The sequence below is a fragment of the Candidatus Planktophila lacus genome (assembly GCF_002288385.1).
GTDB classification, from domain to species: domain Bacteria; phylum Actinomycetota; class Actinomycetes; order Nanopelagicales; family Nanopelagicaceae; genus Planktophila; species Planktophila lacus_D.
In genome coordinates this window covers 695,654-716,916 of record NZ_CP016783.1, presented here as the reverse complement: position 1 = coordinate 716,916, position 21,263 = coordinate 695,654, and the positions used below count along the sequence as shown (strand labels likewise).

Below are 21,263 nucleotides of genomic sequence, written 5' to 3'. Positions count from 1 at the left end.
GCGGATAACTTATTTATTTCCGCACTGAGATAGACTTCTCACATGTCTATTCAACCGATCCGCCTCTTTGGCGATCCCGTGCTAACGACGCCGGCATCTGCGGTTTTGGATTTCGATAAGGAGTTACGAACTCTGGTTCAAGATTTAACCGAGACCATGCTGGAAGCACCTGGCGCTGGACTAGCGGCGCCACAAATTGGTGTGCCGCTTCGAGTATTTGTCTGGGATATCGATGAAGCGATTGGACATCTCATAAATCCCACGCTGGATTTGAGTGCAGAACTGCAAGATGGCGAGGAAGGTTGCCTCTCTTTCCCTGCACTTAGCTATGAAACTCCGCGCGCCTTTCGCGCCGTTGCTAAGGGATTTAATATGTATGGCGAACCAATTACCGTTGAAGGTACTGAATTATTAGCCCGATGCTTGCAACATGAGACCGATCATCTAGATGGGATCGTCTTTATCGATCGTCTATCTGTTGAAGATCGAAAGTTAGCGATGAAAGAGATTCGTGAATCAGAATGGTTCGGTACCGCTTTAGATGGCGGAGATAGCCCAGTGATAAAGACTTCACCGCATAACATGTTCGGGAAGAGTATTTAGTGCAGATCGCAGTTGCTGCAACGCCTGAAGTCGCTCTACCAACTCTTGAGGCGCTCTTCGTTAGTGGACACGATCTTGTTGCGGTGATCACCCAGCCAGATAGACCCGCGGGTCGTGGGCTGGCGCGCAAGGAATCACCAGTTGCTATCTGGGCCAAGGACCATGGAATTATCGTTCGTAAGCCAGTAGACCAAGAAGAGCTCAAATTAGCGGTCGCAGATATAGATCTAGTTATCACCATTGGCTTTGGTGTGATCATTAAAGAGGAAGTTCTCAACGTACCTAGACATGGTTTTTTAAATCTTCATTTTTCACTGCTTCCCAAGTGGCAGGGCGCTGCTCCAGTACAACGCGCAATTGAAGCAGGGGATCAAAGCACGGGAATTACCGTCTTTCAACTCGATAAAGGTATGGATACTGGGCCGATCTATCGCCAGAAAGAGATAGCGATGCCAGATAAGGCAACTACCTCATCTCTGCTGCAAGATCTAGCAGCAATTGGTGCGCCAGTAGTTTTAGATGCGATCAAGGCAATCGAAGCCAACGAGAGCCCAGTGATCCAATCAGAGATTGGGAGATCACGTGCGGAGAAGTTATCAAAAGATGAGGGGCGGATTGATTGGCAACTGCCAGCAACGAAGATCGAGCGAAAGATTCGCGCTTTCTACCCAGCACCTGGAGCATGGACCACTTTCCGCGATGAAGCGATAAAAATTGAGTCTGCTGAAACAAGTGAGGCGAAGTCTGGCCAACCAGGAGAAATACTTCTCGAAGGAAAAGAATTGTTTGTCTCCACCTCCGAGGGCTCACTAAAAATCTTTACTTTAAAGCCTGCAGGTAAAGCATCTATGCCGGCTATGGACTGGGTAAATGGAGCCCGTATTGAGCCAGAAGCGTGCTTTAAATGAACGAAAAGTCAACGCCAGCTCGTCGCAACACCTTCAAATCACCTAAGCCAGATCCTATTCGCTTATTAGTCTTCGACATCTTGCAAGAGGTTAATCAGCGTGGCGGATATTCAAATTTATTACTTCCAAGTGCGTTAAATGATTCTAAGTATGAGCAACGGGATAAGGGTTTTGCTACCGAACTTCTCTACGGAACTCTGCGCATGCAGGGGCGACACGATTACATTGCTGCGCAGATTTCCGATAGACCCTGGAGTGAAGTCGATAACGGAATTGTCGATGTAATTCGTCTGGGAGCGCACCAGCTCTTCGAGATGAGAGTCGCAACTCATGCGGCGGTATCTGAGACGGTGGAACTTGCCCGTAAAGTGCTGGGGGAGTCGAAAGCCTCATTCGTCAACGCCATGTTGCGAAAGATGAGCGCTCAGACGCTGGATCAGTGGATGGAGCCGGTTAACGATATTAAAGATGAGGTTGAACGGTTAGCGATAATTCACTCGCACCCAGAGTGGATAGTTTCGGCTTACTTTGACTTGCTTAAGGATTTCTCAGAGGTTGAATCTGCGCTAATTGCTAACAATATTCCGGCATCACCGACTTTAGTTTGGTGGCCAGGGCGTTCCTCGCAGGCAGAGTTAGTTGAGTTGGGCGGAGTACCCACGGAGTTTTCAGAGTATGGAATTAAGTTTGATGGTATTCCGAATTCACTAGAGCCGGTGCGACGTAGAAGAGCGGGCGTGCAGGATGAAGGATCTCAGCTCGTTGCGCAGATTTTTTCTAACGTTGCTGGGCAATCACAACGATGGCTAGATCTGTGTGCTGGGCCTGGCGGAAAAGCGGCGCTTCTTTCTTCAATCGCGCAAGAAAATGGGAAAGAATTTACGGCAAATGAAGTTAGCCAACCAAGAGCAGAGTTAGTTAGACAAGTAATTGGAAGTGCGAGAGTTTGGGTAGGAGATGGTCGCGAAATCGCTTCACACGGTGAACTCTTCGATGCCATTCTTGCTGATGTTCCTTGCACTGGGCTCGGTGCGTTACGTCGCCGTCCCGAAGTTCGTTGGCGCAGAACTGTCACCGATCTACGTGCGTTAACAGCGTTACAACGCGAATTATCCGATAGCGCAGTATCCGTGTTGGCAGATGGTGGGCTCTTTGCTTATGCAACTTGCTCGCCGCACTTTGCCGAAACTACTGTTGCGGTTGCTGATATTTTGAAGGCTCATCCAGAGTTAGAACAGATCGATTTGGCGCCCTTTCTTCCAGAAGGACTTAACAGCGCGATGCGCGGTAAATCCCTTTCGCTATGGACCCATCGCCATCAGAGCGATTCCATGTTCATGGCGGTATTTCGCAAGAAAGGCGAATAAGGTATTTCTATGAGCGATCAACATATTCGAATCACGCCAAGCATTCTTAGCGCCGATCGCGAGAATATTGTCAGTGAGATTGCCAAGATCGCCGAAGTTTCAGATCTCATTCATCTAGATATTATGGATAATCGCTTTGTTCCGAACGAAACTTGGAACTTAGCGGAGGCACAGGCGATTATCGCCGCATCACCAACCCTCATCGATGCTCATTTAATGGTCGAGGATGTTGACACCTTAGCGATTGAATATGCAATTGCCGGTTCGGGAAGCGTCACGATCCACGCAGAAGCGGCTGTTGATATCAATAAGACGTTGCGGGGGATTAAATCACATGGCGCAAGAGCTGGCCTTGCAGTAAAGCCCGGAACTCCAATTGAAAATTACTTAGAATTTTCTGATCTCGTCGACATGTTTCTCATCATGACGGTGGAACCAGGATTCGGGGGCCAGAAATTCATGGCAGAGATGATGGATAAGGTTCGCCTTACCCGTAGATCGATAGGCGATCGTCCAATCTGGTTGCAAGTAGATGGTGGAATCTCTATCGATACCATCGCAATGGCACGTGAAGCAGGGGCAGATACCTTTGTCGCTGGATCTGCTGTTTTCAACTCTCCAGAACCTGCGGCTATGGTTGAAATGCTCCGCCATCGCGCAAGCGCACTCTAGTAAACTCTGAGCATGAAGACTTTCGATCAACTCTTTGAAGAGCTTGCTGCAAAGGTGGCTACCCGTGAAGCGGGTTCGGGCACTGTGGCGGCGATAGATGCCGGAGTTCATTCGATCGGAAAGAAGGTTCTTGAAGAAGCCGGTGAAGTCTGGCTGGCTGCAGAACATGAGAGCGATCAAGCACTGGCCGAGGAGATCAGCCAACTTATCTATCATCTCCAAACTTTGATGTTAGCGCGCGGGTTACAACCTTCAGATATATACAAGTTTCTCTAGAGATAGGTAGTAAATGTTAAAGATCGCAATTCCAAATAAGGGTTCGTTGGCTGACGCCTCAATCGAAATTTTCAAAGAGGCAGGCTACCGACAGAGAAGTGACTCTCGAGATCTAGTCTTAATCGATCCCGAAAATAACGTTGAGTTCTATTATCTTCGTCCGCGAGATATTGCTCTGTATGTTGGCTCTGGCGAACTAGAAGCGGGCGTAACTGGGCGAGATTTACTTATAGATTCTGGAGCCGCCGCTACTGAAGTTCTATCACTTGGTTTTGGTGGTTCAACATTTAGATTTGCAGGACCTGCGTCTGAAAAACTTTCGATCTCGGATTTAAATGGAAAGCGGGTCGCAACCGCATACCCAGGACTTGTTCAAAATTACCTTGCTCAGAAGTCAATCAAGGCCGAGGTTGTTCGCTTAGATGGAGCAGTTGAAAGTAGCGTTCGTCTTGGCGTTGCTGATGTAATCGCAGATGTTGTGAGTACCGGAAACACTCTTCGCCAGGCGGGACTTGCAATATTCGGAGATCCGATCTTGGTGAGCGAGGCCGTTCTTATTACACGTAGCGGTGCTGCTGTACCAGCTGGTTTAGAAGTTCTGCAACGACGCCTGCAAGGAGTCGTAACTGCTCGCGAGTATGTTCTTCTAGATTATGACATTCCGAAGGTGAGCGTTGATAAAGCTTGCGCAATCACACCAGGACTTGAATCACCAACTATCTCACCTCTACAGAAAGAGGATTGGGTCGCAGTTCGCGCGATGGTGCTTCGTAAAGATACAAATCGTTTAATGGATGAGTTGTGGTCTTTAGGTGCACGTGGAATCTTGGTTACAGATATCCACGCGTGCCGGCTTTAAATTAAGCCTCTTCAACCTCTTCACGAGAAATTCCCATTAGGTAGAGAACGGAATCTAGATATGGCGCAGAAACAGAGCTGTCTGCCGCTGCTTTAACGGCGGGTTTAGCATTAAATGCTATTCCCATTCCCGCTATGGCGATCATATCTAAATCATTTGCGCCATCACCGATAGCAATAGTCTGCTCTAAATCAATGTTATGTTCGGCGGCGAAATCACGCAGGGCAGTTGCTTTTCCTGCGCGATCAATAACTGGACCGACAAGTGCGCCAGTTAGCTTTCCATCTGCAATTTCTAGATTATTGGCGCGCATATGGTCGATACCTAATTCGGAAGCCAGCGGTGCAATAACAGGTTCAAAGCCGCCAGAAACTAGAGCGATATGGTGTCCGAGTTTCTTTAAGGTGCGAACTAGTGTGCGAGCACCAGGTGTCAAAGTGATCTCAGATTGCACATCAACTAGAACGGATTCAGGTAGACCCTTGAGAAGTGCAACACGTGCGCGTAGGCTTGCTTCAAAGTCGAGTTCGCCTCTCATCGCTGCCTCGGTGATCTCTGCAATCTTACTTTGAACGCCTGCCTTGGCACCGAGAAGTTCAATCACTTCTTGTTTAATCAGCGTTGAATCCACATCCATTACTACCAACTTCGTTGCAAAGCGCATTAGCCCCCCAAGGGAGACTGCGATATCAACACCGAGTTCACTTCCGGTCGTAGCTAGCGCGCTGCGCAGCGTTGCCAAATCAGCACCAGAGACGGTTAATTCGACAGCGGTTACTGGATAACTAGCGGTTCGGTTTATGCGTTCAATATTTCCGCCATCTTGGGCAATCACTGCAGCGATGGCATTTATGGCTTGCGGCTTTAGAGATTGTGAAAGCACAACGACGTGCAGAAGAGATTTCTTTGCAGCAATCGAGCTCTGGTCGCTGCTTTCAAAGGAGGTTGCGATATCTACGCCTAATTTCGCGGCACATTCTTCTAGGTCCGCCTCAATCGATTTAGCGTGAGCGGGTGAAAGAGAGATTAAAACTGTCAAAATCAATCGACCACGAATTACGACTTGCTGGATATCAAGAATAGTTACAGCAAAAGGGGAGAGCGTTTCGAAGAGAGCCTCTGTAATGCCTGGACTATCAACTCCGGAGACCAAGATAAGGCCGGTGAATTGTTGCTCTGAAACACCGTTTTTTGACTCCATAATGGAGAAGATTATCGTGAATCACATCAGCGCATGGCGCAATTGCAAGTGATTCATCCCCTTTACCGCTATCTTTTTCATCTATGAACGCCGCACCGAGCCAAGTTGTCCTAGCAATGCAAGGGGTGAGCGTTACCCGCGGCGATAAACGTATTCTCGGACCGATAGATTTCCGAATTCAAAGCGGAGAGCGTTGGGTAATTCTTGGACCTAATGGCGCAGGTAAATCCACACTTCTCAACATCTTAGCCACGCGCATCTTTCCGACTTCTGGAACAGTTTCGATACTCGATAAACAGATGGGAAAAGTTGATCTCTCTGAACTGCGAACCCGTATCGGAATTTGTGCATCGTTACTTGCTGAAGATATTCCCGATGATGAATTTGTTCGAGATGTTGTTCTAACTGCGGCATACGCCGTGATTGGTAGATGGAATGAAGTTTATGATCTCTGGGATGAGTCACGTGCTGTAGCGCTGTTAACCACCTTCGGAGTTCGCGAGTTCGCCGATCGCCGTTACTACACGCTTAGTGATGGAGAAAAAAAGAGAGTACAGATCGCCCGCGCATTGATGGCTGACCCTGAACTACTCCTTTTAGATGAACCTACCGCTGGTCTTGATCTGGGTGGTCGCGAGGATTTACTTCGTCGCTTCTCAGAATTTTCATTAGATCCGTTAGCACCATCTAGCATCATCGTTACTCATCACATTGAAGAAATTCCAGCCGGAACTACGCATGCACTCATTATCAAAGATGGGGTAATTGCGATTTCAGGACCTATCGCCGAAGTAATTACATCGGAGCATATGAGCGCTGTTTTCGGAGTTAGTATCGATGTGACTACAGATGGTTCGCGTTTCTTCGCTAGAAGTAGATGACTAGTTTCAGAGAACAGTTACATCCTGGCTGGCGCGATTTGCTCGAGGGTTCACTAGATCTCCTAGATCGGATTGAGAGAGAACTTCAGGCGGACGCCTATCTACCGGCACGCGAAGATGTTATGAAGTCCTTAAGCTTTGATCCGACGCAGGCAAGAGTTTTAATCTTTGGGCAAGATCCTTATCCAAACTCAGATGATGCGATGGGCCTGGCCTTCTCAACAGCGCGAAGAGACGGAAAACTGCCGGCTTCACTAAAGAACATATATCGTGAATTAGTTGATGACTTAGATATTCCTCACCCAACTTCAGGAGATCTTTCTCCTTGGTGCAAACAGGGTGTTGTTCTTTTAAATCGAACCCTTACATGTGCAGAAGGCGAGAGCAATTCACATAGAGATATAGGTTGGAGAGAATTTACGGATCAAGTTGTTTCTGTTCTCGCCCAACAAGGAGTTGTTGCAATTCTTTGGGGCGCCAACGCGCAAGAGGTGGAACACCACTTTCCTAAATCGGATTGCATTTCATCCGTTCATCCCAGTCCGCTATCTGCCTACCGTGGATTTTTCGGTTCCAAACCTTTTAGCCGAGCTAATCAAGTATTGGTTAGCAAGGGGCGCCAACCCATCGACTGGTCTATTTAAAGTAGAAAGCCCCCGGTTAACAACAACCGGGGGCTTTCTACTTACTAATTACTTACTTATCCAACCCAGGTATTGATTGGTGAAGATAAGAAGTAGATCATAAAGAGGCCAGAGACCAAAAGAAGTAGTGGATGTACTTCCTTGCGACGGCCTTGGATGTAGCGGATTACTACATGAGTAACGAAGCCAGCGCCGATACCAACTGAGATGTTGTAGGTAAATGGCATCAAGATGATTGTGAGGAACGCTGGAATTGCGATTCCGTAATCATCCCAATCAATGGCTTTGATCTGAGTCATCATCAAGAAACCAACGATGATGAGGGCAGGAGTTGCAGCCTCGTAAGGAATGATCGCAACTAACGGAGCAAGGAATGTCGTAAGCAAGAAGCAAGCTCCGGTTACAACAGATGCCAGACCAGTTCGTGCGCCTTCGCCAACTCCTGATGCAGATTCGATGTAACTGGTATTGGAAGAGATGCTTCCAGCGCCACCTGCAACGGCAGCCAATGAGTCGACGAGAAGGATGCGATCGTTATTTGGAACGTTTCCATCTTTATCGATCAAGCCTGACTCGTGTCCGATTGCTGTAACCGTTCCGACAGTGTCGAAGAAGTCTGAGAGCAGCAAGGTGAAGATCAAGAGGATAACTGTGACCAAAGGAAGACGGTCAAATGAGCCAAGAAGATTGAAATCTCCAAAGAGGCTGAAATCTGGGGTAGCGGCGATCTTTTCAGGTACCGCAGGAACGTTTAGGTTCCATCCCTTTGGATTTACTTCACCGGTTGCGCCGTTAAATAGCGGCCCAATCTTAAGAGTTGTCTCGACGATAACCGCTGCGATAGTTGCAACGATGATTCCGATAAGAATCGCACCCTTTACCTTCTTGACCATCAGAGCGATAGTTAGGAAGAGTCCAAGTGCGAAGATGATTACTGGCCAACCAACAAGAGTTCCGCCATCACCAAGAGTTACTGGAACCGGACCGGCGCCAGTGCGTCGAACGAATCCCGCATCAACAAGACCGATAAGTGCGATAAATAAACCAATACCCACGGAGATTGCAATCTTTAGCTGTGCAGGTACTGCTCTAAAGACCGCTGTTCTGAAGCCGGTAAGCACCAAGATGGTGATGATTATGCCTTCGATTACAACAAGGCCCATAGCATCTGCCCATGTCATTTTCGATGCGATACCAACTGCAACGAAGGTGTTAAGGCCAAGACCTGTGGCGAGTGCGAGTGGATAGTTTCCAACTACACCCATCAGGATTGTTAATACACCGGCCATTAGCGCAGTCATCGCGGCAACTAGAGCGAGATTAGGAGCATCTCCGCCACCGATGTATTTGCCATCAGCATCTTTTGCGAGACCAATGATGAGTGGATTTAGAGCGACTATGTATGCCATGGTGAAGAAGGTGACGATGCCGCCGCGAACTTCCCGAGCTACAGTTGAGCCACGTTCCGATATTTTGAAATAGCTATCGAGCATGACGAACCTTTCTAATTTTGTTAACGGGGGTGTTTGCGACCCCGTGTGAAATGACGGCTCACAGACCGAGGGATAAGAGGATTTAAACCTAAAAGAGCGGTTACTTTGAGGTTAGACGCGCGACTATGCCGAAGGAAATAGCGACAGATTGGCCGATTAAGAGGGCAAAGAGCGCGGTGCCGAGGCCAATATTGCCGCCTAGCAGCGCACCCACGATCAAAACAGTTACTTCAATTCCCATACGCACACGTCCCACGCGAACGCCGGTACGTTGATGAATTCCTGTCATTGCGCCATCGCGCGGGCCAGGACCAAGGCCACAAGTTATATAGAGCGCTGATCCGAGGCCAACTAGTGCGATACCAATCAGTGCAGAGGCAAGCCCACCAATTAACGTTTCTTGTAAAGGAAATACTGAAACACCGAACTCGATCGCAGCGGAGATGATCACGATATTTGTAAGCGTTCCAAATCCTGGTTTTTCACGTAATGGAATCCATAAAAGTAGAACGAAGCAACCGGTAACAAATGTTGCCCATCCGAGTGATAGGCCGGTCTTTAAACTAAGGCCCTGTGCAAATACAGTCCACGGTGCATTTCCTAGATTCGATTGAACAACTAGCGCATCTCCTAAACCAAAGATAGCTAGCCCAAAGAAGAGAATCGCGACGCGAGAGAATGAGAGATCCCAACGAGAATTCGCGCGCCAAGGGGTGATTGGAACCGTCTTGTGGGGTTTTAAGAATTCGGAGAACCTACTCATAAAACTCATTTTGTGAGTTTAACGCAAATAATTCGCTTTAAAGGCCGTATCCTAATCAAATGTTCGTTGGCCTCGGCACTCTAATTAATATCTCGACAATCATCGGGGGAGCGGCTATTGGTGTTCTTGTTGGCACCCGAATGTTGGCGCGAACCAGAATATTGATCACGGAAGTACTTGGCCTAGTAACGATTCTTGGCGCTGTCAGTGCACTGGCTCCAATGTGGAGCGATCGCTATATCAATTCAATTCCTAAAGGTTGGACTCTCTTAGCGATTCTGGGTTCACTTCTTATCGGTGGCGCTATAGGTTCCGCGCTATCACTCGAGTCTCGACTCGAAGGTTTAGGTGAAACTCTACGAGTTAAATTTGGTGCCCATAAAGAGAGCACCTTCATAGAAGGTTTCGTTTCAGCAGCGTTGCTATTTGCAATAGGGCCGTTGGCAATTCTTGGATCGATAAGCGATGGAATGTCTACCGGTATTGATCAGCTACTTCTCAAATCAAGTCTCGACTTTTTTGCGGCAATGGCTTTTGCAGCAAGTCTGGGTTGGGGCGTAGCTGCTGCGGCGATTCCGGTAGCGATCTATCAAGGTATTTGGACGGTAATTGGACTCGGGCTAGGCAGCATTCTTGAGGGTTATCAGGTTGATGCCATGACAATTACAGGCGGAGTGATGTTGGTATGCATCGGTCTACGACTACTAAAGATCAAAGATATCGCCGTTGGCAATTTGTTACCAGCGCTGTTTATCGCACCTATCTTTGTTCTTGTGCTAAATAACTTCCTTTAGGAATTACTCTTTAGGATTTTTAGAAAGTAGTTGCGTCAATCACGAAGCGATATTTAACATCGCTTGCGACTGTGCGTTCATAGGCTTCGTTGATGTAATCAGCCTTAATGACTTCAACGTCACTGACAATGTTATGTTTCCCGCAGAAATCAAGCATCTCTTGCATCTCGGGGATGCCACCAATCATTGATCCAGATAGTGAACGGCGTGCAGGAAGTAACGAACCAGCTTCAACCGAATACGGCTTTCCTGGAAGTCCAATAACGACGAGCGTTCCGTCGACACCGAGCATTGAGAGGTAGATATTGATATCTAACTCAGCGCTGACTGTGTTCAAGATTAAGTCAAAGTGCTTGCTGTACTTAGTGTGGAAACCTTCGGACTTTGTTGAAACAAAGTGATCTGCTCCCATCGCCTTTGCATCCGCTTCCTTAGATGGTGAATGAGAGAAGACGGTAACTTCTGCGCCCAACGCCGCTGCAAACTTCACTCCCATATGGCCAAGACCGCCCAGACCCATCACCGCAACTTTCTTACCAGGGCCGGCTTTCCAATGCTTAATTGGTGAATACAAAGTAATTCCAGCACAAAGCAGGGGGGCGACGCCATCTAGTGAAAGATTTGCGGGAATAGTTACTGCGTAATCTTCATTAATAACCATGACATTTGCATAGCCTCCCATTGCAGGAGTCTTACCATCGCGTTCTAGTTGGTTATAAGTTCCTGTCATTCCTTCGATGCAGTATTGCTGCGTTCCATTTTTGCAAGGCTCGCATACGCGACATGAGTCAACGAAAACGCCAACACCGATTAGATCTCCAACTTTAAACTTGGATACTGCAGAGCCAATGCTTGTTACGACGCCTGCGATCTCGTGGCCCGGAACCATAGGGAAAATTGCTGGCCCCCATTCCTCGCGAGCTTGATGGATATCTGAATGACAGATGCCTGAGTACTTAATATCTAGGGCGACATCGTGTGCGCCAAGATCGCGACGCTCAAACTCCCAAGGGGCAAGCGGGGCCTTAGCGGTCATTGCAGCATATCCACGTATTTTCATTTTTCTCTCCCTATTTTGGTTCTTATTAGTGGCTTGAACTATTCAGTCTCTGTAAATGGTAAAGGCAACGGTGAAGTATGTCCTGCCCGAGATGCCCGCGCAGTAACACGGCGCATATGGTGGCGCCGACACAAGACTTCGTAGGCAATTTCTGCACCTGGTGCAACATCTCCGACAACGACTTGTTCGCCTTCGGTGACCATTACTCCGCCGAGAGTTCTGGCATTGTGAGTTGCTCTTGAACCACACCAGCAAAGTGCTTCAACTTGTAGCGTATTTACTCGATCAGCAAGTTCTACCAATCGAGCCGATCCTGGAAATAACTTTGTGCGAAAATCTGCCAAAATTCCGAAGGCGAAGACATCAATCCCTAAACCATCAACTATCTTTGCAAGTTGTTCAATTTGTTCTTCCTGATAGAACTGGGCCTCATCGCAGATTATGTAATCAATGCGATCTCCAAGAGAGAGACGTTCCACAACTAACTTGTGAAGATCTAGATCTGGATCAACTTCAATCGCAGCGCTCTGTAAGCCAAGACGAGATGAGATAACTCCAGAACCGGCGCGGTCTTTACTTGTGAAAATTAAACCCGAACGTCCACGGCTCTTATGGTTGTGGGCGGTCTGCAGTGCAAGCGTGGATTTACCACTATCCATCGTTCCGCAGTAATAGATGAGTTCAGCCACGGGGTGCATCTTTGCATCTAATCAAGGAAATTGGCGAGAGTGACTTCATATGACGCCATTGCTCCTCAAGAATTCACGAAGATTATCGGAAAGCGCCGCGCTCATATCAACGCTTATGTGTGAGGCGTCACGATAGGCCACGATCCCATCGACAATTGCTGGGCAGGAATCGTTACAGAGCCATGGAGTTGGATCTAGCGCGATAAACCCTCCCGCTACTCGCGGATCAGATTTCTCATTGGCATCACATTCATCGCCCTTCGCTGTTGCTAAGCAACTAGGGATATCTCGCTGTGGCTTCGGCGTATCGGAGATATAAATCAAATTTGGAGAACTATTTAAAACCTTGGCATAGAGAGAACGCTGTCCTTCAAACCACCAGGCATCACGCGATGAGTAACGCTTTGGGAACGCGAAATGCTGGAATCCGCTCATGATCACCGCATCGGGCTTTAACTCCTTTATTCGCTTTATGGAGTTCTCACGCCAAGCGTTGCAGTCGGAGTTTTTAAAAGCACCTGAATTAACGCGATCTACTTCAACGGCAGGACAGGCGGATTTGGTGAGACTGATTAGTGCAAACCCGTCATCGATTGCGATTTTTTCAAGGGCCGGAAACCATTGCGCTGCATGTGAATCCCCGTAGAGAACTATCTTCCGCTTCGAATTAACATCTCCGTAGAGACATTCTGGAGAGTTTTTGTTGCCATAGTTTGCATGACATCCATCGTCGTAGATCTTAGGCTTCTGCATCACTGCCGCTATTGATACAGAGCGACCATTCGGTAGAGAGATGTCATCTTTTGTGGTGAGCAATATTGCACTTGCCACCATAACGCCGGAGAGAGTTGCCGCTAATGCGAACTTCGTAGTCTGGCGATTTGATAACTTGATTCGGGAGAACGGTTTTTCAATAAATCTATGAGTTAAATCGGCGGCCAGAGCGGTTAGGGCAATTAAGAGAAATCGCTCAAGCAGGGTTAAAGGGCGACCGAAGCGAGTACTAGGAATTACTAGTAGAGGCCAGTGCCAGAGATAGAAAGGATAGGAGATTTCACCTAACCATTGAACAAAGCGCAGGCGTGAAAAATCATTGAGTATTGGTGGCCACGATTGTATGAATGCAATCAGTAGCGCAGTAGCCAAAACCGGATACAGAGCTGCAGTACCTGGGAACGGCGTGTTGTCACTGAATCGAATTACGCCGTAGAGAAGTGTTAGCGCAGATAACCAAACGATCAGCGTTCGAGCAACCGATTTCTTCTCAAGAAGCTCTTTCGGTATGAAGAGTAGTAGCGCGCCCACGCCGAGTTCCCAAGCGCGAGTTGGAAGACTGTAGAAAGCCCAGATCGGTGCTGCGTTAGTTAGGAAGAGCGAGAATGGAAAAGAGAGGATGGTGATACCGAGAACGCCGCGAAAGACTAAGCGTTGGCGACCAATCTTCCAGAGTGTGAAAATTATCAGTGGCCAGAGAAGATAGAACTGCTCCTCTACGGCGAGCGACCAGTAGTGAATTACTGGCGATGGCGTCGCGTTTAGATTCTGATAATCGTTCTGCCACCAAGCAAAAAGGTAATTGGAAATATAGATCGAAGCGGCGAAGATATCCTGACCCAGAGATGATCGAATAGTTGGTGGAAGAAAAAGCCAGGCCCCGAATGCGGTAAGTATCAGAACGCTTATTGAGGCAGGCAGTAACCGCTTGGCTCGCCGCAAAAAGAAGTTTCGGTAGTTAAAGGCGCCACTTAGCGTTATCTCTTTAATGATGATGCCAGTTATTAGATATCCAGAGATCACATAGAAGATATCTACGCCAATGAACCCACCAGGAGCTAACTTTGCATGGAAGAGAACAACCAGCGTTGCAGCGACGGCACGCAGCGCTTGGATCTGGTGGATGCGAACTTTAGAACTCAAGAAGTTACCAACGATTTAATCTCGATCTTGGGAAAACGCTTGGCGATTAACTCCCGGCCACCGAGTCCAGAAATTTCAAAGAGAACCTGAACGGATTTGACGACCGCCCCAGTGCGTTCAGCGAGTTCGAGCGCGGCAGCGATCGTTCCGCCTGTTGCGAGGACGTCGTCAATAATCACTACCGTTTTTCCATTGGCAAATGCATCGATATGAACTTCTATCTCATCTTCGCCATATTCCAGACCGTATTTCGCGCCGATAGTTTCAAAGGGGAGTTTTCCACTCTTTCTAAAGGGCACGAAACCAGCGCTCTTCTCTAAGGCAATCGCTGCGGCAAAGATAAAACCACGAGCTTCAATGCCAGCAATTACATCTACGTCGTCGATCTGGGATGCGAAGGCTTTGATTACAGTTGAGTAAGCAGTTGGATCGGCCAGTAGCGGCGTTATATCTTTAAAGAGGATGCCAGGTTTTGGGTAATCTGGAATATCTCTGATCAGGGAGAGGGCGTCTGCTAACTTCATAACGATCCAATTCCACCACATTAAACGTGTCCGGGAAGGGAGTTGAACCCTCAAGCCCTTGCGGGCACTAACACCTCAAGCTAGCGCGTCTGCCAATTCCGCCACCCGGACCAGTGCGCTGCAAACGATAGCAACGCTGAAGCAACCACGCAAAAGCAGGTCCTTTTTCGAGCGATTGTGGGGGAGAATGACGGCATGAGCGAGATAAGAAATTTTGAAGATGAAGCAATTCGTATCTGCCAAGATTTAATCCGAATTCCTAGTGTGAACTTTGGTGAAGGACGCGGCGACGAAGAAGCGGTTGCTAAATACATTGTTTCCTCACTCGCGGAAGTTGGAATCGAAGCGAAAATTTATGAATCCGCGCCCAAGCGATGCAACGTAATTGCACGAATTAAAGGGAGCAACCCAGATAAACCAGGTCTCGTTGTCCACGGACATATCGATGTCGTGCCCGCTAACGCTGCTGAATGGTCAGTCGATCCTTTCGCCGGCGAGATTAAAGATGGATGTATCTGGGGTCGTGGCGCAGTTGATATGAAGAATGTGGATGCAATGATCTTGGCCATCGTGCGAGATTGGGCGCAGCGCGGTTATGTTCCAGAACGCGACATTGTTCTCGCCTTCTTCGCAGATGAAGAAGCAGGAATGACCTTTGGTTCTCGTTGGATGACGGCAAATCACCCTGAAGTATTCGCTGGTTGTTCAGAAGCGATTTCAGAAGTCGGTGGTTTCTCCGTAACCGTTGCCGATGGCAAGCGTCTCTACTTTATTGAAGCAGCACAAAAGGGTATTCATTGGATGAAATTAACCGCGCAAGGTCGCGCAGGCCATGGCTCGATGATGAACGATGAAAATGCGTTAACGGCGCTAACTGAAGCAGTCGCCAAAATTGGTCGCTACGAATGGCCACAGCGTTACACCAAGACGGTAAAAGATTTGTTTAAAGAAGTTGCGCGCGTTACTGGAAAAGCATATGACGAGAAGGATCTACGGCCGCTTTTGAAGGAGATTGGTTCAACTGCGCGAATGATTGGAGCAACGTTGCAGAACACTGCAAATCCAACGATGTTGGAAGCAGGCTACAAGGCAAATGTAATTCCAGGAACGGCAAGTGCGGTTATTGATGGACGTTTCCTACCAGGTTATGAAGCTGAGCTAAATGAGACTGTTAGAGCGATTGTTGGTCCTGATATTTTAATCGAAACCATCTCTCACGATATTGCTTTAGAAGTTGACTTTGATGCACCGCTTGTCGATGCGATGAAGGCTGCAATTCTCGCCCATGATCCAGAAGGAATTCCCGTTCCTTATCTGATGAGCGGTGGCACGGACAATAAAGCTCTCTCTGAAATTGGAATTGTTGGTTACGGTTTTTCTCCACTGCGCCTTCCAGCAGATCTCGACTTTATGTCTCTATTCCATGGAGTAGATGAGCGAGTTCCAATTGATGGCCTGCGCTTTGGAGTACGAGTACTTAACGACTTTTTAGAGAGTTGCTGATACTTCGTTTAACGCGTTACGTACAACTTCAGGAAGTTCAATCTCTTCGCTAGCCAGTATTCCCTGCAATTGAGCCGCGGTACGAGCACCTACGACTGAACTAGTAACACCGGGAAAATCACGTACCCAAGCTAAGGCCACCTCTAGTGGTGAATAGCCGAGACCTTGAGCAGCAACAGAGACAGCTTCAACTATGCGACGTGAACGATCATTTAAGTAAGGTTCAATAAAGGGCGCAAAGTGCGGTGTAGCAGCGCGAGAATCGGCAGGAATTCCGTTGCGATATTTACCGGTTAAAACACCGCGACCTAGTGGAGACCATGCGATAAATCCGGTTTCCAGATTGCGGGAGCATTGCAACGAATCTTCTTCCACTCTTCGATTCAGAAGTGAAAATTCATTCTGCATAACGGCGATAGGTGCCTTGCTGCTATTGGCTTCCTGTAACGAGATAGCCCGTGCGCTCTGCCAACCGTTGAAGTTTGAAATGCCCACATATCTGGCGCGACCAGAGGTATATGCCCAGTCAAGAGCCGATAGCGCATCTTCTAATTGCGCAGCATCATCCCAACTTTGAATCATCCAGATATCTACATAACTTGTACCTAGTCGAGTGAGTGATTTATCGAGTGAACTCATTAAAGAGGTGCGCGAATTGTCGGTTACTAAAGAACCGTCTATGTATGAAGACCCTGCCTTGGTTGAGATAACGACATCTTCTCGTTTGAAGAGCGTTCCGATTAATCCACCAATTACCCGCTCAGCATCTCCATCGCCGTAGTGACTAGCTGAGTCAAAGTAATTTCCGCCAGCATCTATAAAGGCACGGGCTTGGTCGGCTGCTTCATGGGTATCGGTATCTCGCCCCCAGGTCATCGTCCCTAAGGCAAGGCGCGATAGCGAAAGACCTGATCTGCCAGCGCGACGAAGTTCCATGGCGGCCACCCTAGCAAGACGCAAATGAATTTTGCGGATAACCTTCTAACATGACACGGATAGTTTTATTGAGGCATGCACATTCCACAGCCAATGCCAAAGCAATCCTTGCCGGAAGAGCACCTGGTGTAGATCTATCTGATCGCGGGAGAAAAGAATCGTTGGATGTTGCGAAGAGATTAAAAGGCGTTGATTTTTCCTTAATCAGAGTTAGCCCTATGGAGCGCTGTGCGCAAACGATTGAACCACTATTGACGCAACTATCGAAGAGCAGTGGGGTTAAATCGTTAATTGAAGTTGAGAGCGATCTTGTGGAAGTGGATTACGGTAAATGGACAGGGCGAAAGCTCGCTGTTCTTTCAAGAGATAAGGCTTGGAAGGTTGTGCAAAATACTCCAAGCGCGATGTACTTTCCGGGCGGTGAAGGACTTTTAGATGTCCAAGCCCGAGCGATGCGCGCTTTAAATGGAGCGGCAAACACTCCAGGTAGAGGTGCGAAGCTTCTAGTGAGTCATGGTGATGTAATTAAATCGATTATTGCCAGCGTATTAGGTACCCATTTAGATCATTTTCAAAAGATCGTCATTGATCCCGCATCGATAACCGTTCTTGATTTCAATGGCGCTGATTATCGAGTTCTGACTTTAAATAGCACTACATCTCCAATCACCGCCTTCTTGAAAGAAGAGAGTTCCAAGAAGAAGGGTGTGTCAGCGCTGCTTGGTGGAGGATCCGGGCGCAAAGGTAAGGGATGAGCGGTCAGATATTCCTCTTTGATCCGGCAGAGCGTTTTGTCGCTGGAACGGTAGGCGTACCGGGGGAGCGCACTTTCTTTCTTCAAGCGCGAGGAGGATCGCGATTGATTTCGGTTTCGCTAGAGAAGGCACAAGTGGCTGCACTTGCTGAGAGAACTCAACAGATTCTTCGAGAAGTTAGATCATCAGAACCTTTGACGGTCTTTGAGCGCGTAGGTCGGGATGATCAACCGCTCGAGACACCTATCGATGAAGAGTTTCGCGTTGGAGTTATCGGTCTGGCCTATCTTTCAGATCGCAAGATGATTGAGATTGATCTTCAGGCGATCGCAGATAGCCAATCTCCTGAAGATGAAGAGTTGCTGATGGAGTTATCTGATAGCCAGGACATATTGCGAGTTTTGATTCCGCTGGGTTATGCCGAAAGTTTTGCAAAACGCGCCATCGCAGTCGTTGGCGCTGGTCGCGCACCTTGTCCATTCTGCGGTGGCCCAATTGATCCGAGTGGCCATCTCTGTCCCCGTGCAAATGGATACCGAAGATGAGTTTTCTCGGCGCTCAGGAAATTGAAGAATATCTGCGAGATCTTAGCCACGGTGAAATATCCGTGACCGGCAGATTGGTTGATGCATCCAATGCAACTTTGTATGCCTCGTGCGAAGTTAAGGAAAGAACTTTAATTTGTATCTACAAACCAATCGCTGGCGAACGTCCGCTGTGGGATTTTCCCGACGGCACGTTAGCAAACCGCGAATACCTAACATTCTTAGTGAGCCATTGGTTAGGTTTACATCTCGTCCCACCAACGGTGCTTCGCGATGGCCCTTACGGAACTGGAATGGTCCAACTTTGGATCGATATCGACGAGAGCGTTGATCTTATGGAGTTCTTCAAGGAAGATCACGCTGAGCTTCGCAAGATTGCGCTACTCGATCTGATAACTAACAACACAGATCGAAAAATCGGCCATTTGATTCCGACTTCCGAAGGTGCAGTTTATGGCTGCGATCACGGTGTTACCTTTCACGCTGAAGATAAATTGCGGACTGTTTTGTGGCAGTGGGCAAAGCAACCTTTCTCTCCGGCCGAGCTAGAACTTTTACAATTAGCAAGGATGTTGATTGCAACTGAGAAGCGAGATGTTGTTCTGGGTTTGATTGAAGAAGAAGAGTTGGATGCAACTGTTGATCGGATCGATAGAGCCCTTACTGAGAAGTGTTTCCCGGAACCCAACCCAGATTGGCCAGCAGTTCCTTGGCCACCGTTCTAGGATGAGCAAATGAAGTCCTGGTCAGATCTATATATCCCGCCACTTGATGCGCGCTTTCCTTTAGCAGATCTCGCACTTCACGACACTGCAACTAGTTCGGTCAAGCCACTTGCGCGAAAGATCATCTATCGAATCTATGTCTGTGGAATAACTCCGTACGATGCAACGCATCTAGGCCATGCCAATACTTACTTAACCTTTGATCTAGTGAACCGTTATCTCCGAGCAACCGGTGCACAAGTAAACTTCGTTGAGAACATCACTGATATCGATGATCCGCTTTTAGAGCGAGCCGCCCGCGATGGCATCGACTGGAAAGATCTGGCTCATTCACAGATTGAGCTCTTTAAGTCGGATATGGTCGCACTTCATGTGATTCCACCAGCTCGTTACATCGGAGCGGTTGAAGCGATTCCAGAAGTAATAAGCGCAATTAAGACGCTCCGAGAAAAGGGTACGGTCTATAACGTAAACCAAGACCTCTACTTCGAAGTTAGAAGTGATGCCGACTTTGGCCGACGTTCAAATTTATCTCAACCAGAGATGCTCGAAATATTCGCGCAACGCGGGGGAGATCCGTTGAAGCCGGGCAAGAAAGATCCACTTGATGCTCTTCTCTGGCTTGCACAACGTCCCAATGAACCGGGTTGGGAAAGCGAATTCGGCAGTGGACGTCCAGGATGGCATATCGAATGCTGTGCAATTGCGCTCAATTATTTAGATATTGCAGAAGACGATGCCACCTCGATAGATATCCAAGGTGGCGGAAGCGATTTGATTTTTCCACATCATGAAATGTCTGCTGCTCAGTCGAAGATGATCAACGGACGCGAGTTTGCAACGCATTATGTTCACGCAGGAATGATCGGACTTGATGGCGAAAAGATGAGTAAATCCAAGGGAAACCTTGTTCTGGTCTCTAATTTGCTCAAAGAAGGTCGCGATGCGATGGCGATTCGCTTGGCTTTGTTAAGCCATCACTATCGCAGCGACCATATGTGGACGGATACAGATCTAGTTAACGCCGAGGAGTTTATGGAGCAACTACGTATTGCGCTCTCGCGTATGGAAGTTGCACCAACAGATGCCACTATCAATGAAATTATTGCTGCGCTCTCAAACGATCTCGATACTCCACGGGCTATCAAGGCTCTACGAAACTGGCTGGCAGCTACTAACGCTGGAAAAATTGGCGGAAGCCCGGGAGAACTATCACGCGCGATTGATACCTTGCTCGGTATCGCTTTCTAACTGCCTTCTTGTCGTCTTAAGAATTTCTCTAGTTCACGGGCAATCTCATCGCCAGATACATCGGAGAAGGCGGCGCTATCTTTACTCTCTTCCAACGCTTTAACGTAATCTCCGATCTCACTATCTTCCTGCGTTAACTCATCAACTTCCTTCTCCCATTCTTGGGCGTGATCATTTAACTCACCCAATGGGAATTCGATCTCTAAAAAATCCTCTAAAGCGTTTATCAATGCGAGAGTTGCCTTCGGAGATGGTGAGCTACTCGCATAGTGAGGAACCGCAGCCCAGAGTGAAATCGCATCAATTCCACGGCGCAGACATGCATCTTGGATGACACCGAGAATTCCGGTTGGTCCCTCATAACGGCTTACTTCTATTCCTAAACGCTTGGCAATCTCAGGATGTGCACCTGATCCCGTAACAGTAATTGGGCGACTATGTGGCGCATCAGCGAGCATCGATCCCAAGGTAATAATCGTTGATACTTCTAAATCATCGGCGAGATCTAATAGTTGATGCGTAAATGTGCGCCATTTCATCGAAGGTTCAACGCCGCGAACAATTACAAAGTCATTGGCAAACTGCGGTGTAGAAAGACCAAAGACTTGGGTTCCGGGCCAGATTAGAGATCGAACAAGGGAACCATCTATTTCGATCATTGGTCGATTTACTTGGAAATCGTAATAATCTTCAGAATCTACATCCGCGATTAGCTCTGGAATCAAATCGGTCGCCTTTGGATTATCTACATCAGCGATTTCACTCCAGATACCTAAGAGATGAGAGACGGCGCCAGTTGCCGCTTCTGCGGCATCGTTCCAACCAGAGAATGCGATAACCATGACTGGTGAGCGCAGCGCAGGTATCTTATGAATCTCCACATTGATCACCTTACGG

Annotated in this window: 23 protein-coding genes and 1 tRNA gene; 14 read left to right on the top strand and 10 right to left on the bottom strand. The window is 47.9% G+C overall.

The window, feature by feature from the left end:
- Positions 1-42 precede the first annotated feature (42 nt).
- From def to hisG, 6 genes are read left to right on the top strand one after another with little or no spacing between them, the layout of a single operon-like run.
- Positions 43-603 (top strand): peptide deformylase, encoded by a 561-nt coding sequence (def, locus tag A1sIIB60_RS03570; RefSeq protein WP_095689158.1) that lies wholly within the window; start codon positions 43-45, stop codon positions 601-603.
- The gene (gene fmt / locus A1sIIB60_RS03565; protein ID WP_095689157.1) at positions 603-1,511 is read left to right on the top strand and encodes a methionyl-tRNA formyltransferase; all 909 of its coding nucleotides are present in this window, start codon (positions 603-605) and stop codon (positions 1,509-1,511) included. Before def ends, fmt begins: the two co-directional genes overlap by 1 nt.
- Complete coding sequence (locus tag A1sIIB60_RS03560) at positions 1,508-2,878, top strand: RsmB/NOP family class I SAM-dependent RNA methyltransferase (RefSeq protein WP_095689156.1); 1,371 nt, start codon at positions 1,508-1,510, stop codon at positions 2,876-2,878. The genes fmt and A1sIIB60_RS03560 overlap by 4 nt, the downstream gene beginning before the upstream one ends.
- Positions 2,879-2,887: 9 nt before the next feature.
- Positions 2,888-3,550 (top strand): ribulose-phosphate 3-epimerase, encoded by a 663-nt coding sequence (locus A1sIIB60_RS03555; protein ID WP_095689155.1) that lies wholly within the window; start codon positions 2,888-2,890, stop codon positions 3,548-3,550.
- Between the two features lie 12 nt (positions 3,551-3,562).
- Positions 3,563-3,826 carry a phosphoribosyl-ATP diphosphatase gene (locus A1sIIB60_RS03550; RefSeq protein WP_095689154.1) on the top strand — a complete coding sequence of 88 codons (264 nt, stop codon included), beginning with the start codon at positions 3,563-3,565 and terminating at the stop codon, positions 3,824-3,826.
- A 13-nt stretch (positions 3,827-3,839) separates the two neighbouring features.
- Positions 3,840-4,685, top strand: coding sequence for an ATP phosphoribosyltransferase (gene hisG, locus A1sIIB60_RS03545; protein WP_095689153.1), 846 nt, complete (start codon positions 3,840-3,842; stop codon positions 4,683-4,685).
- 1 nt (position 4,686) lies between these two features.
- Here the strand turns inward: hisG and serB are convergent, their stop codons facing one another.
- Complete coding sequence (serB, locus tag A1sIIB60_RS03540) at positions 4,687-5,886, bottom strand: phosphoserine phosphatase SerB (RefSeq protein WP_095689152.1); 1,200 nt, start codon at positions 5,884-5,886, stop codon at positions 4,687-4,689.
- Positions 5,887-5,969: 83 nt separating this feature from the next.
- Here serB and A1sIIB60_RS03535 point away from each other — a divergent pair, with 83 nt between their 5' ends.
- Together A1sIIB60_RS03535 and A1sIIB60_RS03530 are read left to right on the top strand one after the other, a co-directional pair.
- On the top strand, positions 5,970-6,767 hold the full coding sequence (locus A1sIIB60_RS03535; RefSeq protein ID WP_095689151.1) for an ABC transporter ATP-binding protein: 798 nt from the start codon (positions 5,970-5,972) through the stop codon (positions 6,765-6,767).
- A complete protein-coding gene (locus A1sIIB60_RS03530; RefSeq protein WP_095689150.1) occupies positions 6,764-7,411 on the top strand; it encodes a uracil-DNA glycosylase in 648 nt (215 codons plus the stop codon). The genes A1sIIB60_RS03535 and A1sIIB60_RS03530 overlap by 4 nt, the downstream gene beginning before the upstream one ends.
- Positions 7,412-7,467: 56 nt before the next feature.
- On the opposite strand, the gene A1sIIB60_RS03525 is transcribed toward A1sIIB60_RS03530, so the two are convergent.
- Positions 7,468-8,904 carry an NCS2 family permease gene (locus A1sIIB60_RS03525; RefSeq protein ID WP_095689149.1) on the bottom strand — a complete coding sequence of 479 codons (1,437 nt, stop codon included), beginning with the start codon at positions 8,902-8,904 and terminating at the stop codon, positions 7,468-7,470.
- A 100-nt stretch (positions 8,905-9,004) separates the two neighbouring features.
- Positions 9,005-9,676 carry a membrane protein YczE gene (yczE, locus tag A1sIIB60_RS03520; protein ID WP_095689148.1) on the bottom strand — a complete coding sequence of 224 codons (672 nt, stop codon included), beginning with the start codon at positions 9,674-9,676 and terminating at the stop codon, positions 9,005-9,007.
- A gap of 50 nt (positions 9,677-9,726) precedes the next feature.
- Between yczE and A1sIIB60_RS03515 the strand changes: the two genes are divergently transcribed.
- Complete coding sequence (locus tag A1sIIB60_RS03515; RefSeq protein WP_095689147.1) at positions 9,727-10,461, top strand: DUF554 domain-containing protein; 735 nt, start codon at positions 9,727-9,729, stop codon at positions 10,459-10,461.
- Positions 10,462-10,480: 19 nt separating this feature from the next.
- Here A1sIIB60_RS03515 and A1sIIB60_RS03510 read toward each other — a convergent pair whose 3' ends face one another.
- The 5 genes from A1sIIB60_RS03510 to A1sIIB60_RS03490 all read right to left on the bottom strand — a co-directional run bounded on the left by A1sIIB60_RS03510 (position 10,481) and on the right by A1sIIB60_RS03490 (position 14,762).
- On the bottom strand, positions 10,481-11,521 hold the full coding sequence (locus A1sIIB60_RS03510; protein WP_095689146.1) for an NAD(P)-dependent alcohol dehydrogenase: 1,041 nt from the start codon (positions 11,519-11,521) through the stop codon (positions 10,481-10,483).
- 38 nt (positions 11,522-11,559) lie between these two features.
- Positions 11,560-12,210 (bottom strand): thymidine kinase, encoded by a 651-nt coding sequence (locus tag A1sIIB60_RS03505; protein ID WP_095689145.1) that lies wholly within the window; start codon positions 12,208-12,210, stop codon positions 11,560-11,562.
- 45 nt (positions 12,211-12,255) lie between these two features.
- Positions 12,256-14,127 (bottom strand): acyltransferase family protein, encoded by a 1,872-nt coding sequence (locus tag A1sIIB60_RS03500; RefSeq protein ID WP_095689144.1) that lies wholly within the window; start codon positions 14,125-14,127, stop codon positions 12,256-12,258.
- Positions 14,124-14,651 (bottom strand): adenine phosphoribosyltransferase, encoded by a 528-nt coding sequence (locus A1sIIB60_RS03495; protein WP_095671814.1) that lies wholly within the window; start codon positions 14,649-14,651, stop codon positions 14,124-14,126. The genes A1sIIB60_RS03500 and A1sIIB60_RS03495 overlap by 4 nt, the downstream gene beginning before the upstream one ends.
- 27 nt (positions 14,652-14,678) lie before the next feature.
- Positions 14,679-14,762, bottom strand: a tRNA-Leu gene (locus A1sIIB60_RS03490).
- Between the two features lie 84 nt (positions 14,763-14,846).
- On the opposite strand from A1sIIB60_RS03490, the gene A1sIIB60_RS03485 reads away from it, so the two are divergent.
- Positions 14,847-16,154: a M20/M25/M40 family metallo-hydrolase gene (locus A1sIIB60_RS03485; RefSeq protein ID WP_095689143.1), complete on the top strand. Its 1,308-nt coding sequence runs from the start codon at positions 14,847-14,849 to the stop codon at positions 16,152-16,154.
- On the opposite strand, the gene A1sIIB60_RS03480 is transcribed toward A1sIIB60_RS03485, so the two are convergent.
- Entirely contained in the window at positions 16,140-17,090 is a 951-nt protein-coding gene (locus tag A1sIIB60_RS03480) for an aldo/keto reductase (RefSeq protein ID WP_095689142.1), read from the bottom strand. The genes A1sIIB60_RS03485 and A1sIIB60_RS03480 overlap by 15 nt on opposite strands.
- Before the next feature lie 50 nt (positions 17,091-17,140).
- On the opposite strand from A1sIIB60_RS03480, the gene A1sIIB60_RS03475 reads away from it, so the two are divergent.
- From A1sIIB60_RS03475 to mshC, 4 genes are read left to right on the top strand one after another with little or no spacing between them, the layout of a single operon-like run.
- Positions 17,141-17,845, top strand: a complete 705-nt coding sequence (locus A1sIIB60_RS03475; protein ID WP_095689141.1) for an MSMEG_4193 family putative phosphomutase — start codon at positions 17,141-17,143, stop codon at positions 17,843-17,845.
- A complete protein-coding gene (locus A1sIIB60_RS03470; protein WP_095689140.1) occupies positions 17,842-18,390 on the top strand; it encodes a DUF3090 family protein in 549 nt (182 codons plus the stop codon). The genes A1sIIB60_RS03475 and A1sIIB60_RS03470 overlap by 4 nt, the downstream gene beginning before the upstream one ends.
- The gene (locus tag A1sIIB60_RS03465) at positions 18,387-19,115 is read left to right on the top strand and encodes an SCO1664 family protein (protein WP_095689139.1); all 729 of its coding nucleotides are present in this window, start codon (positions 18,387-18,389) and stop codon (positions 19,113-19,115) included. Before A1sIIB60_RS03470 ends, A1sIIB60_RS03465 begins: the two co-directional genes overlap by 4 nt.
- A gap of 9 nt (positions 19,116-19,124) precedes the next feature.
- On the top strand, positions 19,125-20,366 hold the full coding sequence (mshC, locus tag A1sIIB60_RS03460; protein WP_095689138.1) for a cysteine--1-D-myo-inosityl 2-amino-2-deoxy-alpha-D-glucopyranoside ligase: 1,242 nt from the start codon (positions 19,125-19,127) through the stop codon (positions 20,364-20,366).
- Here mshC and A1sIIB60_RS03455 read toward each other — a convergent pair.
- The gene (locus A1sIIB60_RS03455) at positions 20,363-21,247 is read right to left on the bottom strand and encodes a PAC2 family protein (protein ID WP_223298734.1); all 885 of its coding nucleotides are present in this window, start codon (positions 21,245-21,247) and stop codon (positions 20,363-20,365) included. The two genes, mshC and A1sIIB60_RS03455, sit on opposite strands and share 4 nt — an antisense overlap.
- Positions 21,248-21,263: the final 16 nt, after the last annotated feature.